14 protein-coding genes are annotated in these 18,169 nt (G+C 67.8%); 9 read left to right on the forward strand and 5 right to left on the reverse strand.

Going from position 1 to position 18,169, the window contains the following annotated elements:
* Positions 1–31 precede the first annotated feature (31 nt).
* The 4 genes from M6E97_RS10165 to M6E97_RS10180 form a co-directional block, all read right to left on the reverse strand.
* A complete protein-coding gene (locus M6E97_RS10165; RefSeq protein ID WP_369700459.1) occupies positions 32–1,165 on the reverse strand; it encodes a DUF6531 domain-containing protein in 1,134 nt (377 codons plus the stop codon).
* Positions 1,166–1,678: 513 nt separating this feature from the next.
* Complete coding sequence (locus M6E97_RS10170; RefSeq protein ID WP_003136315.1) at positions 1,679–2,206, reverse strand: GNAT family N-acetyltransferase; 528 nt, start codon at positions 2,204–2,206, stop codon at positions 1,679–1,681.
* Entirely contained in the window at positions 2,203–3,054 is an 852-nt protein-coding gene (locus tag M6E97_RS10175) for a class I SAM-dependent methyltransferase (protein WP_003089732.1), read from the reverse strand. Before M6E97_RS10175 ends, M6E97_RS10170 begins: the two co-directional genes overlap by 4 nt.
* Positions 3,055–3,107: 53 nt before the next feature.
* Positions 3,108–3,329: a YgdI/YgdR family lipoprotein gene (locus tag M6E97_RS10180; RefSeq protein ID WP_003089729.1), complete on the reverse strand. Its 222-nt coding sequence runs from the start codon at positions 3,327–3,329 to the stop codon at positions 3,108–3,110.
* Positions 3,330–3,485: 156 nt separating this feature from the next.
* Here M6E97_RS10180 and M6E97_RS10185 point away from each other — a divergent pair, with 156 nt between their 5' ends.
* The 3 genes from M6E97_RS10185 to M6E97_RS10195 all read left to right on the forward strand — a co-directional run bounded on the left by M6E97_RS10185 (position 3,486) and on the right by M6E97_RS10195 (position 7,803).
* On the forward strand, positions 3,486–5,066 hold the full coding sequence (locus M6E97_RS10185) for an alpha/beta hydrolase (RefSeq protein WP_019681958.1): 1,581 nt from the start codon (positions 3,486–3,488) through the stop codon (positions 5,064–5,066).
* 202 nt (positions 5,067–5,268) lie between these two features.
* Positions 5,269–6,186 (forward strand): hypothetical protein, encoded by a 918-nt coding sequence (locus M6E97_RS10190; protein ID WP_033938550.1) that lies wholly within the window; start codon positions 5,269–5,271, stop codon positions 6,184–6,186.
* An 81-nt stretch (positions 6,187–6,267) separates the two neighbouring features.
* Entirely contained in the window at positions 6,268–7,803 is a 1,536-nt protein-coding gene (locus M6E97_RS10195) for a sigma-54-dependent transcriptional regulator (RefSeq protein WP_003105794.1), read from the forward strand.
* A 7-nt stretch (positions 7,804–7,810) separates the two neighbouring features.
* Here M6E97_RS10195 and M6E97_RS10200 read toward each other — a convergent pair whose 3' ends face one another.
* A complete protein-coding gene (locus M6E97_RS10200) occupies positions 7,811–9,553 on the reverse strand; it encodes an amidohydrolase (protein ID WP_033938552.1) in 1,743 nt (580 codons plus the stop codon).
* A gap of 122 nt (positions 9,554–9,675) precedes the next feature.
* On the opposite strand from M6E97_RS10200, the gene M6E97_RS10205 reads away from it, so the two are divergent.
* The 6 genes from M6E97_RS10205 (at position 9,676) to gcvT (ending at position 18,169) form a co-directional block, all read left to right on the forward strand.
* On the forward strand, positions 9,676–10,599 hold the full coding sequence (locus M6E97_RS10205; protein WP_003089722.1) for a LysR family transcriptional regulator: 924 nt from the start codon (positions 9,676–9,678) through the stop codon (positions 10,597–10,599).
* A gap of 258 nt (positions 10,600–10,857) precedes the next feature.
* Entirely contained in the window at positions 10,858–11,241 is a 384-nt protein-coding gene (gene gcvH, locus M6E97_RS10210; RefSeq protein WP_003089718.1) for a glycine cleavage system protein GcvH, read from the forward strand.
* 10 nt (positions 11,242–11,251) lie between these two features.
* Positions 11,252–14,131, forward strand: coding sequence for an aminomethyl-transferring glycine dehydrogenase (gene gcvP, locus M6E97_RS10215; RefSeq protein WP_031760965.1), 2,880 nt, complete (start codon positions 11,252–11,254; stop codon positions 14,129–14,131).
* A gap of 142 nt (positions 14,132–14,273) precedes the next feature.
* A complete protein-coding gene (gene glyA, locus M6E97_RS10220; RefSeq protein ID WP_023094711.1) occupies positions 14,274–15,530 on the forward strand; it encodes a serine hydroxymethyltransferase in 1,257 nt (418 codons plus the stop codon).
* A gap of 47 nt (positions 15,531–15,577) precedes the next feature.
* Positions 15,578–16,954, forward strand: coding sequence for an L-serine ammonia-lyase (locus M6E97_RS10225; RefSeq protein WP_003125878.1), 1,377 nt, complete (start codon positions 15,578–15,580; stop codon positions 16,952–16,954).
* Between the two features lie 93 nt (positions 16,955–17,047).
* Complete coding sequence (gcvT, locus tag M6E97_RS10230; RefSeq protein WP_003136335.1) at positions 17,048–18,169, forward strand: glycine cleavage system aminomethyltransferase GcvT; 1,122 nt, start codon at positions 17,048–17,050, stop codon at positions 18,167–18,169.

The raw sequence follows: 18,169 nt of genomic DNA on the forward strand, positions 1-18,169 counted from the left end.
CTGGTTCGTCTCGCATACCGAAAAGAAGTCTTCATTGGTTCGCCATGATTCCTTCACTGGTTCTGCGTCCCTCGGCGTCGTACTGATAGCGGGTGCTCCGGCTGGGCTCGCTGACCTGGACCGGGAGGAACAGGGTCGGGTGCCAGTCGGTTGTGATGGTGCGCGTCTGCGCAGTGCCGGCGGCCTCGGTGCGCGAGGTTTCCAGACCGCGGGCGTTGTACTGGTAGGTGGTCAGGTTGCCGTTGTTGTCGCGTTTGCTGGTGAGCAGACCCTGGTCATCGTAGGTGAAGGTGGAATTGCTGCCGGGGCAGTTGGGCGAGGGTTCGCCTTCGATGGCAACGATGCGCTTGATGCCCTGGATCACTTGGAAGCGGTAGGTGGCCTGCTTGCCGTATTCGTTGGTGACGGTGGTGGAGCCGTCATCGTTGTAGGCGAGGGTGACCTTTTCGGCGCCGTTGGCGTGTTCGCTGGAGATGGCGCGGCCTTGGTCGTCGTAGGTCCAGGTGGCGTAACGCGTGCCTTGTTCGTCGATGATTCCAACCATTAACCCGGCATTGCCACTGTCAGCATAGAGATACTTCCGGGTGCGGTTGAGTCCTTGGGACGTGGTTTTCTTCGAAACCAGCCTGGCGCCCCCGTCATATAGATATTCCACTTTCAGGGAACCGTTGTAATCGACGAGGTAGGGTTGTTTCGTTGCGTTCCAGGAAACGGTTAGGGTGTTTCCGAACCCATCTTTAGCCTTGGTGGTGGAGAGGTTCGGATAGGTTATCGTGATGACCTGCCCCCTGACTTTCCTCTGGATAAGCCGGCCCTGGACATCGAAAAGTGAGCTGGTTCCGTCCCTATAGTCATACCTCCAGCCTGCCTGGTCTTTTGAAAGTGTACCCGTCGTTGCGTCGGACGATATTGCGCCGTCAGTCAGCCTGAATAGTTCCTGACGACCATCGGGTAGAGATAGGGAAATATTTTCGCCTACTATTTTTAAGCCTTCCTGGAAGGTGTTCGTCCACATTCCGGTAATGCTGTTGTAGTATCTCTCGAACTGGAGAGGGGAGTGCGACGGATCTATATCGGTTTCACGTTGAAATTTATTGCCGATACTGGCATTTATAGGGTTTCCCTGGAAAGATGAGGGGCCTTGGCATCCGTTTTCGTTGGGGATTCCCGCGTTCTTTCGATCGGAGACGTCAGTGGGGCACTCGTACCGGCCATTGAAAAGGTTGTATGGGCAGCCAGTTGGAGGAGCCTGAGTAACGTTTACAGCCGTGCCGGAGGCCCCCCACCAGTTAGGATTTCCGTAGGTAGCAGTGCCGGATGTAGCTGCTAGCGGAGACTTTCTGAATATGCTGATGCTGCAAAAAAATGAATTGTATCGGGCATCTATAAGTGTTTTTCTGCTGATGTACCCTAGAACTACGTGACCACCCTTCAGATTGCTATCTATATAGTACCTGTCGCTGGCCGCGCAAGCGGCTTCGAGCGAGGGTTGTCGCCTATCTGGATATGGCACGTGTCCAGGTTGTCCAGGGGCTGGTCCTGAAACTGAAAGCTCCCAGCCTTCCTCCGCATGCACTACGGCGATGAATGTATTTAACAGGAGAAAAGCGAGAGCTTTGTACATTTCCATTCCTTGAAGTCTATTTGCACTGCTGATTATCAACGAGACTCAGCATCACTATAGATTGAACACCAGATGAACATCCTCCGGCTCCAACCGATACAACTCCTCATCCGGTTCCATGCACAGCCGGCATCCGAGTCTCGTATAAAAATCCACCGTGTTCTGCGACGGCGTAGCCGAAACGTAGAGCGCGCTGGCGCCGAGGTGGCGGGCCTGGGTGGCGGCGAGGTGGAAGAGGTGGGCGCCGAGGCCGCGGCGGCGGTAGGCGTGGCTGAGGTGGAGGAACTTCAGTTGCAGCCAGTCGCGCTCGGGGCCGAGGTGGCGCGGGTCGAGGACTACCGCGCCGATCAGGTGGCCCTGGTCGAACAGGCCGAGGAACCAGCCGCCGCGGTCGAAGCAGTCGAGCAGGATCGGCGTGTAGTGCTCGGCCTCGCCCTCCGGCCAGCCGCGCATGTCGTAGAACTCGGGGCGCAGCACCAGTTGGCCGGCCTCGACGGAATACAGGTGTTCGATCACTTCGCTGCGGTCGATCTCCCAGACCAGGGGGATTTCGTCGCGGCGCAGCAGGCGTTCTTCGGTCATCGTGGTTTCCTTGCGCTGAGGCCGTACATCAGCGGCAGGCGCGGACGATCGGCGGGCGGCAGCATGCGTCCGCCGCCGCCGTCGCGCATGCCGTCGAAGCCGGCCCAGCCGTTGGCGTAGGGGTATTCCTCCAGCCGTTCGAGTTGCAGGCCGGCGCCGAGCAGGGCGCCGATCACATCGGCCAGGCCCCACTGGAACTCGTAGCTGGGATGAGGGTTGCTGAAGTTCTCGACGCCGGCGCGGTAGCCGGAGGGCGCCAGGCTGGCGCCGGACTCGGCGACGTAGTCGCTGACGCCGCTCTCGGCGATCGGCTCGCGGCTGAAGTAGTCGTAGGCCGGTTGCCAGTGTGGGTCGAAGTACAGGGCGAAAGGGTGGAACTCCACCAGGACGAAGCGCCCGCCGGGAACCAGTACCTGGGCGATGCCGTCGGCCCAGCGCTTGAGGTCGGAGAGCCAGACCAGCGTGCCGTAGGAGGCGAAGACCCGTTCGAAGCGTTCGCCGCGAGTGGCGGCGACGGGCAGCCAGCGGAGGATGTCGTCGCGCTGGAAGTCGGCGGCGATGCCGCTGTCGCGGGACAGCTGGCGGGCGAAGTCGATGGCGCTGTCGGCGATGTCGACCCCGGTGACGCGGGCGCCAAGGCGCGCCAGGCTCAGGCTGTCCTGTCCGGCGTTGCATTGCAGATGCAGCAGGCGCAGGCCGTCGAGATGGCCGAGCAGTTGCAGTTCCTCGGGATAGAGCGTGGAACCGCCGTTGCGGAAGAAGGCGGCCTGGTCGGCCTTGTGGCTGTTGTGCGCCCGGGTGGCGGCGTTCCACGACAGCCGGTTGGCCTCGTGCAGGTCGGATCGCATGGTTCGACTCCTTCCCTGGAGTGCGCCACCGCGCGGATGGCGGGTCCGGGGGATTACATGTCCTTGATGCTGCGCACCTGGTCCTTGTTGACGCGGGTGCGCTTGCCGTCCAGTTGCTCCAGTTCGTAGAAGCCGGAACTACGATCATAGCGCGGGGTATCCACCGCCTGGATCTCGCGGCCATCGTTGAGGGTGACGATGGTCGGGGTGGAGCAGCCGGCCAGGACGGCGAATGCGGACGAGAGCAACAGGGCGGGCAGCAGACGGGAGGTCATCGGAATTTTCCTTCGGACGGTTTTCGAGGCGGCGGATTCTACTCCAGTCGCGGCGCAACCGCTCTAGCCTGGATCACAGCGGCAAATTTCCGCTGTGATCGTACGTCTCTTCCGGTGAGCCGCCCGGATGGCGGCGCCTATTCGAAGGGAGATTCCATGTCTGCCGTTTCCACCTCGTTGTTGCTTTTCCTCAACCTGCTGACCCCGGCTCAGGCCGCCCAGCCCGTGCCGCTGGCCGATGGCCGCATCGAGATCGCTGCCGGCGAGAGCCGCCAGCGCTACCTCGACCTTGCCCCCGGCGAGTTGCAGTTGCTCGACCTGGAGGTCGACCGCGGCCGCGTCCGCCTGCGCGCCACCACGCCCGACGGCAAGGCGTTGCGCGCGACGGAGCTGGCCGGACGCCAGTCGCTCGGTCTGCAGGCCGGCGAGCGCCAGGGCCTGCGCCTGACCTTCAGCGCCGACGAAGACACCGCACTGACCCTGATCCCCACCCAGCGCCTCACCCCGCAGACCCCGGCGCTTGATTCGCCGGCGCCGCAGAGCCCGACCCTGCAACGCCTGCAGGCGGAGCTTGCGGAAAAGCGCCCCGGCGCGCTGAAGGCGTTCTGGAAGCAGGTAGCGAAGCAGGGCACGCCGTTGGTGGAGCCGCTGGATGCCGAACGTGTGCTGGTCACCTTCCTCTGGCGCCAGCAGCGTCCCGGCGACGTGCGCCTGCTGTGGCCGACCCCGGAGGTCAACACCCGCCGCTTCGAGGCCCTGGCCGGCAGCGACGTGCGCTACCTGAGCCTGCCGCTGCGCCGCGACGCGCGGGTTTCCTACCAGCTCAGCGCCGACCTGCCGGACCTGCAACAGGCCGATCGCGGCACCTTGCGCCTGGCGTTGCAGGCGGCGGCGCGGCCGGACCCGCTGAGCCGTACGCCGTGGCTCAACAGCCGCGCGCTGCCGCGGGCCGAGCAGGCCTCGCTGGTGCAGCTCGGCGGCGCCCCTGCCGAGACCTGGGACCAGCCGCGCAAGGACGTGCCGCGCGGCAAGGTGGAGCGCCTCGGCTATAGCAGCCAGGCCCTGGCCAACCAGCGCCAGCTGACGCTCTACACGCCGCCGGGCTACGACCCCGAGGGCCAGCGCTATCCGCTGCTGGTGCTGTTCGACGAGGACCACTACGCGCGCGACGTACCGACCCCGACCATCCTCGACAACCTGATCGCCGCCGGGCGCATCCGCCCGACCCTGGCGGTGATTGTCGGCAATGTCGACGCCAGCAGCCGGGGCCGTGAGCTGCCCTGCAACGAGGCCTTCGCCGACATGCTCGCCCATGAGCTGCTGCCCTGGTTGCAGCAGCGCTATGCATTGAGCGAGGAGCCTGCCGATCGCGTGCTTTCCGGTTCCAGCTACGGCGGACTGGCCTCGGGCTGCATCGCCTACCGTTATCCGGAACGCTTCGGCAAGGTGCTGAGCCTGTCCGGCTCGTTCTGGTGGGGGCCGGACGAGCAGCAGCCGCAGTGGCTGGTACGGCAGTTCGCCGCTGGCGAGCGTTTGCCGCTGACGTTCTTCCTCAGTTCCGGCCTGCTCGAGGAGCCCGAGGCGGACGGCATTCTCGGCAGCAACCGCAGCCTGCGCGCGGCGCTGCAAGGCAAGGGCTACCCGCTGCACTACCGCGAGTTCCCCGGCGGTCACGACTACGCGGCGTGGAGCCTGGAGCTTGCCGAAGGGTTGCAGGCCTTGTTGCCGGCGCATTGAGCCGGCTGGCTGGCGTGGGGCGGATAGCCGCTTGCGGTTATCCGCCGTGCCGCGGCCTGGAGATGGGGGAAGGCTGTCCGGAGCGTATTCGCAATGCCCACCGCGTTGCGGAATCGGAAAAAATCGTCCAGGGCCATTTGCCAGCGTCGGCGGATAGGGGACAATCGGCGTTCGCCTCAATCGAACGACAAGGATGTTCTCGATGCGCCGACTCTTGCGCCCGGTATTCTGCGCCGCGCTCTTCTGCCTGTACCCAGCGCTGGTCCAGGCTGCCGCAGAAAGCGAAATCCTCGGCCTGTTCCAGCGCTGGCAGGCCGCCCACGGGCAGCGCAGCGGCAAGGCCCTGGAAGGGGTCTATGCGCCGCGCCTGGACTACTATGGCCGCGCGCAGACGCGCGAGCGCACCCTCTCCGCCAAGCAGGCCTTCTTCGCCCGCCATCCCGACTTCGAGCAGCGCATCGTCGCTGCGCCGCAGATCGTGCCGGGCGACCAGGAAGGCCGCTACGAGGTGCGCTTCGTCAAGCAGGTACGCCTCGACGGACGCCTGCGCAACTATCCGGGGCTGCTCCTGGCCGAGCGCGCCGGGCCGGGCGATACCTGGCGCTTCGTCGGCGAGAGCGACGAGATCACCCGCTACGCCGTCGACCCGCGGTACACCCCGCTGGCTCGCGGCCGCTTCGCCGGTACCGAGGCGGATTTCGCCTGGGTAGTGGCCCACGCGCCGAACAGCGCCGCCTTGTGCGACGAATACGAGGATTGCCGCTGCGACCTCTGGAGCGCCGACGCGCGCGTCCCGCCCAAGCCGCTGGGCAGTTGCACCGGCGCGGTGCTCAGCGTCCTCGGCGACCTCGACGACAGCGGCCGCGAGCGCCTGCAACTGCTGCGTACCTGGTGGACCAGCACCTGGACCAAGTCGTCGCTGCTGGAAATCCGCGACGGCCAGTGGGTGCGGATGCTGCCGGACATCTCCACCACCTGGGACGATGCCGAGGCCGAGCTGGTGCTGTACAAGGCCGACCCGCAGCAGCCGGGCCGAGTGCTGGTGACCGAAACCGTGATGGACGACGAGGGCGACTGGAGCCACCGCACCCGCAGCGAGACGCTGCGCCCCGTACCCTGACGCCGGCCCCTTGGGCTGGGCGGCGCCAGGCCGTACAATCGACGGCTTTATGGCGAGCGTCGCCGCAGTCCAGGTTCCCGCATGCGCATCCACGTCTCCTTCATCGACCGTGTCGGCATCACCCAGGAGGTGCTGGCGCTGCTGGGCGGGCGCAACCTGAACCTGGATGCGGTGGAAATGGTGCCGCCGAACGTCTACATCGACGCGCCGACCCTCAGTCCCGAAGTGCTGGAGGAACTGCGCGCAGCGCTGCTGGGCATCCGTGGCGTGCAGGCGATGACCGTGGTCGACATCCTTCCCGGCCAGCGCCGCCGCCTGCAGCTCGATGCGTTGCTGGCGGCGATGGCCGATCCGGTGCTGGCGGTGGACGGCAAGGGCCTGGTGCTGCTGGCCAACCCGGCCTTCAGCGAGCGCTGCGGACGCGACCCGGCCGGCGAGCGGCTGGCCAGCCTGTTCGACGATGAAACCCTGGAGGATGCGCTGGTCGAGCAGGGCTTCCGCCTGCCGCTGCGCGAAGTGACCTTCATGGGCCAGGCCCTGCTGCTCGATGCCACGCCGATCACCGAAGGGCCGGGCGAGGGCGAGCGGCACCTGGCCGGCGGCCTGTTGACCCTCTACGAACCGAACCGCATCGGCGAGCGCCTGGCGGCCTTGCACCATGACCATGCCGAGGGGTTCGAGATGCTCCTCGGCGATTCCCAGCCGATCCGCACCCTGAAGACCCGTGCGCAGCGCGTGGCGGCGCTCGACGCGCCGCTGCTGATCCACGGCGAGACCGGTACCGGCAAGGAACTGGTGGCGCGCGGCTGTCACGCCCTGAGTGCGCGGCACAACTCGCCGTTCCTGGCGCTGAACTGCGCGGCGTTGCCGGAGAACCTGGCCGAAAGCGAGCTGTTCGGCTACGCCCCCGGCGCCTTCACCGGCGCCCAGCGCGGCGGCAAGCCAGGCCTGCTGGAGCTGGCCCACCAGGGCACGGTGTTCCTCGACGAGATCGGCGAGATGTCCCCCTATCTGCAAGCCAAGCTGCTGCGCTTCCTCAGCGACGGCAGCTTCCGCCGGGTCGGCGGCGACCGCGAGGTGAGGGTCGACGTGCGGATCCTCAGCGCCACCCACCGCAACCTGGAGAAGATGGTCGCCGAGGGCAGCTTCCGCGAGGACCTGTTCTACCGCCTCAACGTGCTCAGCCTGGAAGTCCCGCCGTTGCGCGAGCGCGGCCACGACATCCTGCTGCTGGCGCGGCACTTCATGCAGCAGGCCTGTGCGCAGATCCAGCGCCCGGTGTGTCGGCTGGCGCCGGGCACCTACCCGGCGCTGCTGAGCAACCGCTGGCCGGGCAACGTGCGCCAGTTGCAGAACGTGATCTTCCGCGCCGCTGCGATCTGCGAGAGCAGCCTGGTGGATATCGGCGACCTGGAGATCGCCGGCACCGCCGTGGCGCGGCAGAACGACGGCGAGGTGGGCAGCCTGGAGGAGGCGGTGGAGGGCTTCGAGAAAGCCCTGCTGGAGAAGCTCTACGTCAGCTATCCATCGACCCGCCAGTTGGCGGCGCGCCTGCAAACCTCGCACACCGCCATCGCCCACCGCCTGCGCAAGTACGGCATCGGTCCGCGCGCCTGAAGCGGGCTCAGCCCTCGCTGGAATACACCGGCTTGCCGGCGAACCAGGTCTTCAGCACCTTGGTTTCGCCCAGTTGCGTCTCCGGCACCTCGAACACGTCGCGGTCGAGGACGATGAAGTCCGCCTGCTTGCCCGGCTCCAGGCTGCCGATCCGGCGCTCCAGGCCGATGGTCCGCGCAGCGTTGCGGGTGTAGGCGTAGAACATGGTCTGGCGGTCCAGGCGTTCGCCGGCATTGAGCACGCCCTGCGGGCCCTTGCGGGTCACCGCCTGCTGGATGGCCTTCCACGGCGACAGGCTGGACACCGGCCAGTCGCTGGCCCCGGCGATGGTCGCGCCCTTGCTCAGCAGGGAGTGCGCCGGGTACTGGTAGCGGTAGGCGAAGGCGCTGATGTAGGGCTTCATCAGGTCCACCGTGGTTTCGTCGGCGGCGGCCCAGTACAGCTGCATCGAGGCGATCACGCCGAGCGGCCTGAAGCGCTCGAATTCCTTGGGATTGACCAGTTGCAGGTGGGTGATCGAATGGGCGATGCCGCTGTCGCGGTCGCGCCGCGCCTGCTGCATGCCGTTCAGCGCCTCGCGCACCGCGCGGTCGCCGATGGCGTGGACGTGGACCAGCCAGCCGCGGGCGTCGGCGGCGCTGACCAGTTCGCCGAAGTGCGCCGGGTCGATCAGCAGTTCGCCCGTCTTCCTGCTGTTGCGGTAGGGCTCGAGGAGCGCGGCGGTCTGCGCCGGGTATTCCGGTACGCCGTCGGCGAACACCTTGATTCCCGGCAGGGTCAGGTTGGGGCTGCCGAGGAAGCGCTGGCGCACCTTGTCCAGCACCTCGAGGTCGGCCGGCCGGCTGCGTGGGTTGGCGACCAGGAGGGCGGCGACGTGGGCGCTGAGTTCGCCGCCCTTGGCCAGCCGCTGGTAGACCGGTAGCACGCCGACGGTGTTCTCGTCGGGCCTGAGGCTGAACAGGGCGTCGCCCGGCGAGCCATTGGCGGCCGGGTCCATCCATGCGGTCAGGCCCAGCGAGTTGCTGTAGCGCACCGCGCTGCGTCCGGCTTCTAGCATCTGTTCCGCGTTCGGCGCCGGCAGTACCGCGAGCACCGCGTCGAGACCGGCATCGGCGAGGAAGCCGTTGGGGGTGGCGTCGGCGTCGTGGCCGATGGTGTTGCGCTGTTCCTCGGGCAGGGCGCGGACCCGCGCGGCGTCGATGCCGGCGCGTTTCAGCATGGCGGCGTTGGCCCAGCCGGTGTGGTGGTCGCTGCCGATGAAGGCCAGCGGCTGGTCGGCCCATTCGCCGTGGTCGAAGCGCGCGCGGAAGTCCTTGACCTGGCTCCAGTAGGCGGTATGCATGCCGCTGACATTGAGCATGTCGCCATGTCGCGCCTTGCCGTTGTCGCGCCAGGCGCGCAGGCGCCGCTCCAGTTCGTCGAGGCCGACCTGTTCGTTGCCCATGTCCGCGCCGGCCAGCTCCAGGCCGCCGAACACCGCGTGCGAATGGGTGTCGATCAGGCCGGGCATCAGGCGCTTGCCGCCGAGATCGACGACCTGGCTGTCGCCATCGGCCAGGGCGCGCAGCCCGGCCTCGACGCCGACCGCGAGGATCCGCCCGTCCTCCACCGCCAGGGCCTCGGCGAAGGGTTGCTGCGGATTGGCGGTGAAGATCCTGGCGTTGACCACCAGCAGGTCGGCGGCGCCGAGGGCGTGCAGGGGGATGGCCAGGCAGGCGCCGGCGAGGAGGGTGGGAATCCGTTGCTTCATGGTGGTTTCCTTTGCTTCTTGGTCTTGTGTAGCGTGGCCCGGGCAAGGCGAGACTAGCCAAAGCGCCGGCCCGGCAGAACCGGGCGCGGCGCACAACACTTGTGCCGGAACGGAAGGAGTCGATGGACAAATTGAATGCCCTGGCGATGTTCGTCGCCACTGCCGAAACCGGTAGCTTCAGCCGTGGCGCCGAGCGCCTGGGCAAGACGCCCTCGGCGCTGACCAAGGCCGTCGCCCACCTGGAAGCGGAACTCGGTGCCCGCCTGTTCGAGCGCACCACCCGCAGCCTGGCGCTGACCGAGGCCGGTCAGATCTACCTGGAGGCGGCCCGCCAGTCCCTGGAAACGCTGCGCACGGCAGGGCAGGAGATCGAACTGCTGGAGTCGGAGTTGCGCGGCGAACTGCGCCTCGCCGCGCCGCCGTCGTTCGCCGCGGCGTTCCTCCAGCAGGCCTGCGCCAGCTTCCTCGAGGCGCATCCGCGGATCAGCCTGCGGGTGGACCTCGACGAAACCTTCCTCGATCTCAGCGAAGGCGGCTACGACCTCGGCCTGCGCGACGGCCCCATCGACCTGCCGGGGCTGGTGGCGCGGCCGCTGGCGCCCAACCAGATCGTGCTTTGCGCCAGCCCCGCCTACCTGGCGCGGCAACCCGCGCCGCAAGGCCCGGAGGACTTCGAGCGGCACGCCTGGCTGGTCTTCCAGCACCCTTCGCTGAACCAGAACTTCTGGTGGATGGAACGCGACGGCGCCCGCCAGCGTATCGACCAGCCGCGCCCGCGACTGGCCAGCGACAACTACGACTTCCTGCTCGCCCACCTGCTGGCCGGGCTGGGCCTGCAGTTCTGTCCGCAGTGGAGTGTCGCGCCGCTGCTCGGCGAAGGGCGGCTGGTGCGCCTGCTCGGCGACTACCACTTCGACCCGGGGCCGTTCGGGCCCTCCATCCATGTCCTCTATCCGGGGCACCGGCGCAACACGCGGAAGGTCCGCGCGTTCCTCGAGCACCTGCGCGCCAGCTTGCAGCGACAGGGGCTGTGCCATCGGCTGTAACGCTTCGGTTACGAGTGGAACGAATTCGTTCCGATTGCCGGAAAAACCTTTGCTATCAGGCGTTTGCGCTCTGGTTCGGGAAATGTCCGGCGGGTCTGTAACGAAAGCGTTCCATGGCGGCCCTGTCCGGGTTTCCCCCGCGCCCGGCCACGCCCCGTGGCGACAGGGCCGGGGCCGCTTGGCACCCTGCTTGCTACGGGCTGCCGCAGAACAAAGTCCCGTCCCGACCGGGCGACCCGCTGACAATGAGGATCCAGCATGAGCAAGTTGCGCTTTACCACCGACCACGAATGGCTGCGCCAGGACGACGACGGGCTGCTGACCGTCGGCATCACCGCCTACGCCCAGGACGCCCTCGGTGACGTGGTATTCGTGCAGTTGCCGGAACTCGGCGAACACGCCGCCGGCAGTGAAGTGGCGGTGCTGGAGTCGGTCAAGGCCGCCAGCAACATCCTGATGCCGCTGGACGGCGAGGTGGTGGCGATCAACGACGCGCTGCCGGACGCCCCGGAGCTGGTCAACCAGGACCCGCTCGGCGAGGCCTGGTTCTTCCGCTTCCGTCCGGCCGACGCCGGCGCCTGGGAAAAGCTGCTCGACCAGGCCGCCTACGACCGCCTGCTGAACGCCAACGCCGACGCCTGAGGATCCCGTCATGACCGATAACCTGAACCTCGGCGCCATCGACCTGGGCACCGACGACGAATTCATCGCCCGCCATATCGGCCCGCGTGCCGCCGACACCCAGGCCATGCTCCAGCGCCTGGGCTACGACTCGCTGGACACGCTGATCGGCAACGTGATCCCGGACAGCATCAAGGGCAGCAGCGTGCTCGACCTGCCGGCCGGCATGGGCGAGGCCGAGGCGCTGGCCAGCCTGAAGGCCATCGCCGCGCGCAATCGCGCGTTGCGTTCCTTCATCGGCCAGGGCTACTACAACTGCCACACCCCGGCGCCGATCCTGCGCAACCTCCTGGAGAACCCGGCCTGGTACACCGCCTACACGCCGTACCAGCCGGAAATCTCCCAGGGCCGCCTGGAGGCGCTGCTGAACTTCCAGACCCTGGTCAGCGACCTGTCCGGCCTGCCGATCGCCAACGCCTCGATGCTCGACGAGGCGACCGCCGCCGCCGAGGCCATGACCTTCTGCAAGCGCCTGTCGAAGAACCGCACCAGCCAGGCATTCTTCGCCTCCCGCCATTGCCACCCGCAGACCCTCGACGTGCTGCGCACCCGTGCCGAGCCGCTGGGCATCGAGGTGGTGGTCGGCGACGAGAGCGCCATCGAAGACTTCTCCGCCTATTTCGGCGCGTTGCTGCAATACCCCACCTGCGACGGCGAGATCGTCGACTATCGCGAACTGGTCAGCCGCTTCCATGCGGTCGATGCGCTGGTCGCGGTGGCCGCCGACCTGCTGGCGCTGACCCTGCTGACCCCGCCGGGCGAGTTCGGCGCCGACGTGGCCATCGGCAGCGCCCAGCGCTTCGGCGTGCCGCTCGGCTTCGGCGGCCCGCACGCGGCCTATTTCGCCACCCGCGACGCCTTCAAGCGGGACATGCCGGGACGCCTGGTCGGCGTCTCCATCGACCGCCACGGCAAGCCGGCCTACCGCCTGGCCATGCAGACCCGCGAGCAGCACATCCGCCGCGAGAAAGCCACCAGCAACATCTGCACCGCCCAGGTACTGCTGGCCAACATCGCCAGCATGTTCGCCGTCTACCACGGCCCGCAGGGCCTGCTGCGCATCGCCCGGCGCACCCACCGGCTGACCGCGATCCTCGCCGCCGGCCTGGAGCGCCTGGGCGTGGCCGTCGAGCAGAAGCATTTCTTCGACACCCTGAGCCTGGCCACCGGCGCGCGTACCGTGGCGATCCATGCCAAGGCCCGCGCCGCCGGGATCAACCTGCGCGAGATCGATGCCGGCCGTCTCGGCCTGTCGCTCGACGAGACCGTCCGCCAGGCCGATGTGGAGACCCTCTGGGGCCTGCTGGCCGAAGAGGGCCAGGCGCTCCCGGACTTCGCCGCCCTTGCCGCCAGCAGCGGGGACCGCCTGCCAGTCGAGCTGCTGCGCCAGTCGGCGATCCTCAGCCACCCGATCTTCAACCGCCATCACTCGGAAACCGAGCTGATGCGCTACCTGCGCAAGCTGGCGGACAAGGACCTGGCGCTGGACCGCACGATGATCCCGCTGGGCTCCTGCACCATGAAGCTGAACGCCGCCAGCGAGATGATCCCGGTGACCTGGGCCGAATTCGGCAACCTGCACCCGTTCGCCCCGGCCGAGCAGAGCGAAGGCTACCGCCAGCTCACCGACGAACTGGAGGCGATGCTCTGTTCCGCCACCGGCTACGACGCCGTGTCGTTGCAGCCCAACGCCGGCTCCCAGGGCGAGTACGCCGGCCTGCTGGCGATCCGTGCCTACCACCAGAGCCGCGGCGACAGCCAGCGCGACATCTGTCTGATCCCGTCCTCCGCCCACGGTACCAACCCGGCTACCGCCAGCATGGTCGGCATGCGCGTGGTGGTGGTGGCCTGCGACGCGCGCGGCAACGTCGACGTCGAGGACCTGCGCAACAAGGCCAGCGAGCACAAGGAACGCCTGGCCGCGCTGATGATCACCTATCCGTCCACCCACGGCGTGTTCGAGGAAGCGATCCGCGAGATCTGCGCCATCGTCCACGACTGCGGCGGCCAGGTGTACATCGACGGCGCCAACATGAACGCCATGGTCGGCCTGTGCGCCCCGGGCAAGTTTGGTGGCGACGTTTCCCACCTGAACCTGCACAAGACCTTCTGCATCCCCCACGGCGGCGGCGGCCCGGGCGTCGGCCCGATCGGCGTGCGCGCGCACCTGGCGCCGTTCCTCCCCGGCCACGCTCGCGGCGAGCGCAAGGAAGGCGCGGTGAGCGCGGCGCCGTACGGCAGCGCGAGCATCCTGCCGATCACCTGGATGTACATCCGCATGATGGGCGGCGAAGGCCTCAAGCGCGCCTCGGAAATGGCCATCCTCAATGCCAACTACATCGCCCACCGCCTGGAGGAGCACTACCCGGTGCTCTACGCCGGCGGCAACGGCCTGGTCGCCCACGAATGCATCCTCGACCTGCGTCCGCTCAAGGACAGCAGCGGGATCAGCGTCGACGACGTGGCCAAGCGCCTGATGGACTTCGGCTTCCATGCGCCGACCATGTCCTTCCCGGTGGCCGGCACGCTGATGATCGAGCCCACCGAGAGCGAGTCGAAGGCCGAGCTGGACCGTTTCTGCGACGCGATGATCCGCATCCGCGAGGAAATTCGCGCGGTGGAACGCGGCGAGCTGGACAAGGAAGACAACCCGCTGAAGAACGCGCCGCACACCGCCGCCGAACTGCTCGGCGAATGGAACCATGCCTACAGCCGCGAGCAGGCCGCCTATCCGCTGGCCAGCCTGGTGGAGGCCAAGTACTGGCCGCCGGTGGGCCGCGTCGACAACGTCTACGGCGACCGCAACCTGACCTGCTCCTGCCCGCCGATCGAGGCGTACAGCGAGGAGTGACGGACGAGGAGGGCGCCGCCAGCGGCGGCGTCCTCGCGTTTCCGGCGATACCCCTTTCCCGGCGCCGCGCTTGCGTAGCGGCGCCGCGGCCACGCTCGCGCCAGCGAGCGTCCTGACACCGACACGACAAGAGGCCAGCGCCATGTTCAGCAAGCACGACCAGCTCCAGGGCTACGACGACGAACTGCTCGCCGCGATGGACGCCGAAGACCGGCGGCAGGAAGACCACATCGAACTGATCGCCTCGGAGAACTACGCCAGCAAGCGGGTCATGCAGGCGCAGGGCAGCGGCCTGACCAACAAGTATGCCGAGGGCTATCCGGGCAAGCGCTACTACGGCGGCTGCGAACACGTCGACAAGGTCGAGCGGCTGGCCATCGACCGCGCCAGGCAGCTGTTCGGCGCCGACTATGCCAACGTCCAGCCGCATTCCGGTTCCTCGGCCAACGCCGCGGTGTACCTGGCGCTGCTCAACGCCGGCGACACCATCCTCGGTATGAGCCTGGCCCACGGCGGCCATCTCACCCACGGCGCCAAGGTGTCCTCCTCCGGCAAGCTGTACAACGCCGTGCAGTACGGCCTGGACACCGCTACCGGGCTGATCGACTACGACGAAGTCGAGCGCCTGGCCGTGGAGCATAAGCCGAAGATGATCGTCGCCGGCTTCTCCGCCTACTCCAAGACCCTCGACTTCCCGCGCTTCCGCGCCATCGCCGACAAGGTCGGCGCGCTGCTGTTCGTCGACATGGCCCACGTCGCCGGGCTGGTCGCCGCCGGCCTCTACCCGAACCCGATCCCCTTCGCCGACGTAGTCACCACCACCACCCACAAGACCCTGCGCGGCCCGCGCGGGGGCCTGATCCTGGCGCGCGCCAACGAGGAGATCGAGAAGAGGCTCAACTCCGCGGTATTTCCCGGCGCCCAGGGCGGCCCGCTGATGCACGTGATCGCGGCCAAGGCGGTGTGCTTCAAGGAAGCGCTGGAGCCGGGCTTCAAGGACTACCAGGCGCAGGTGATCCGCAACGCCAAGGCGATGGCCGAGGTGTTCATCGGGCGCGGCTACGACGTGGTTTCCGGCGGCACCGACAACCACCTGATGCTGATCAGCCTGGTGAAGCAGGGGCTGACCGGCAAGGCCGCCGACGCGGCGCTCGGAGCGGCGCACATCACGGTGAACAAGAACGCCGTGCCGAACGATCCGCAGAGCCCGTTCGTCACCTCCGGCATCCGCATCGGCACCCCAGCGGTGACCACTCGCGGTTTCCGCGAGGGCGAGTGCCGAGAACTGGCTGGCTGGATCTGCGACATCCTCGACGATATCGACAATCCCGAGGTCGGCGAACGGGTCAGGGGCCAGGTCGGCGAATTCTGCCGGCACTTCCCGGTCTACGCTGATTGAACAGGAACGCCGCCGTGGTGGCGGCCAATCCGCAAGCGGAGACGAGCATGTCCCTGAGTGTCTTCGATCTGTTCAAGATCGGCATCGGGCCGTCCAGCTCCCACACCGTGGGGCCGATGCGTGCCGCCGCGCGCTTCGCCGAGGGGCTGAGGCGCGAGGGGTTGCTGGAGGCCACTGCCAGCGTCAAGGTCGAGCTGTACGGCTCGCTCGGCGCCACCGGCAAGGGCCACGGCAGCGACAAGGCGGTACTGCTCGGCCTGGAGGGCGAGCAGCCGGACACGGTGGATACCGCCGCGATTCCCGCCCGGCTCGATACCATCCGTTCCAGCGGCGAGCTGCGCCTGCTCGGCGAGCGGCCGATCCGCTTCGTCGAGAAGGAACACCTGGCGCTGATCCGCAAGCCGCTGGCCTACCATCCCAACGGCATGATCTTCCGTGCCTTCGACGCCGCCGGCCTGCAGGTCCGCAGCCGCGAGTACTACTCGGTGGGCGGCGGTTTCGTGGTCGACGACGAGGCCGCCGGCCTCGACCGCATCGTCGAGGACCGCACGCCGCTGGCGTTCCCCTTCAAGACCGCGCGGCAACTGCTCGACCATTGCGTCCGCGAAGGCCTGTCGATCAGCCAGTTGATGGCCGAGAACGAGAAGGCCTGGCGCCCCGCCGAGGAAACCCGCGCCGGCCTGCTGCGTATCTGGCAGGTGATGCAGGATTGCGTCGAGGCCGGCTGCCGCAACGAGGGCATCATGCCCGGCGGACTGAAGGTCAGGCGCCGCGCGGCGGCGCTCCACCGCCAGTTGTGCCAGCGGCCGGAGGCCGGCCTGCGCGATGCTCTCAGCGTGCTCGACTGGGTCAACCTCTACGCCCTGGCGGTGAACGAGGAGAACGCCAGCGGCGGCCGCGTGGTGACCGCGCCGACCAACGGCGCGGCGGGGATCATTCCGGCGGTGCTGCATTACTACGCGCGCTTCATCCCCGGGGCCGACGACGACGGCGTGGTGCGCTTCCTGCTCACCGCTGCGGCGATCGGCATCCTCTACAAGGAAAACGCCTCGATCTCCGGCGCCGAGGTCGGTTGCCAGGGTGAGGTCGGGGTGGCCTGCTCGATGGCCGCCGGGGCGCTCTGTGAAGTGCTCGGCGGTAGTGTGCAGCAGGTCGAGAACGCCGCCGAGATCGGCATGGAGCACAACCTCGGGCTGACCTGCGACCCGGTCGGCGGGCTGGTCCAGGTGCCCTGCATCGAACGCAACGCGATGGCTTCGGTGAAGGCCATCAACGCGGCGCGCATGGCCCTGCGCGGCGACGGCCAGCACTTCATCTCTCTCGACAAGGTCATCCGCACCATGCGCCAGACCGGCGCCGACATGAAAAGCAAATACAAGGAAACCGCGCGCGGCGGCCTCGCCGTGAACATCATCGAATGCTGAACCGCGCCGCTGCGCCGGCGCTTCTTTTTTCTTTCCCGACAATCGATCGCGGCTCTCCGGCAGACAGGAGGCCGGGATGCCATGGAGTGAAACATGACCGCAGAAACCCTCGCCAAGACGCCCCTGCACGCCCTGCACCTGGAACTGGGGGCGAAGATGGTGCCCTTCGCCGGCTACGACATGCCGGTGCAGTACCCGGCCGGGGTGCTCAAGGAGCACCTGCACACCCGTGAGCAGGCCGGTCTGTTCGATGTCTCGCACATGGGCCAGATCCGCCTGGTGGGCGCCGATGCGGCGCTGGCCCTGGAAAGCCTGGTGCCGGTGGACATCCTCGACCTGCCGGTGGGCCAGCAGCGCTACGCGTTGTTCACCGACGAGCAGGGCGGGATCCTCGACGACCTGATGGTGGCCAACCTCGGCGATTGCCTGCTGCTGGTGGTCAACGCCGCCTGCAAGCACCAGGACCTGGCGCACCTGCGTCGTCACCTGGAGGGCCGTTGTAGCGTCGAGCCGCTGTTCGAGGAGCGTGCCTTGCTCGCCCTCCAGGGACCGGCGGCGGTGCGGGTGCTGGAGCGCCTGGCGCCGCAGGTGGCGCAGATGACCTTCATGCAGTTCGCCCGCGTCGAGCTGCTCGGCCAGGACTGCTACGTCAGCCGCTCCGGCTATACCGGCGAAGACGGCTACGAGATCTCCGTGCCCGCCGCCCATGCCGAGGCCTTGGCGCGGCGCCTGCTGGCCGAGCCGGAAGTGGCGCCGATCGGCCTCGGCGCGCGCGACTCGCTGCGCCTGGAAGCCGGCCTGTGCCTCTACGGCCACGACATGGACAGTGCCACCACGCCGGTCGAAGCCAGCCTCGGCTGGGCCATTTCCAAGGCGCGTCGCGCCGACGGCGTGCGCGCTGGCGGCTTCCCCGGCGCCGAGCGGATCTTCGCCCAGCAGGCGCAGGGCGTTGCCAGCAAGCGCGTCGGTTTCCTGCCGCAGGGGCGGATGCCGGTGCGCGAGGGCGCCGAGATCGTCGATGCCCAGGGCCGGGCGATCGGCAAGGTCAGCAGCGGCGGTTTCGGTCCGAGCCTCAACGCGCCGTTGGCCATGGGCTACGTGCCGAACGAACTGGCCGGCCTGGGCAGCGAGGTGACGGCGATGGTGCGCGGCAAGCCGGTGACCCTGGTGGTCAGCAAGATGCCCTTCGTGGCGCAGCGCTACTACCGCGGTTGA

This window comes from Pseudomonas sp. B111 (assembly GCF_026428275.1).
Classification (GTDB): Bacteria; Pseudomonadota; Gammaproteobacteria; order Pseudomonadales; family Pseudomonadaceae; genus Pseudomonas; species Pseudomonas aeruginosa.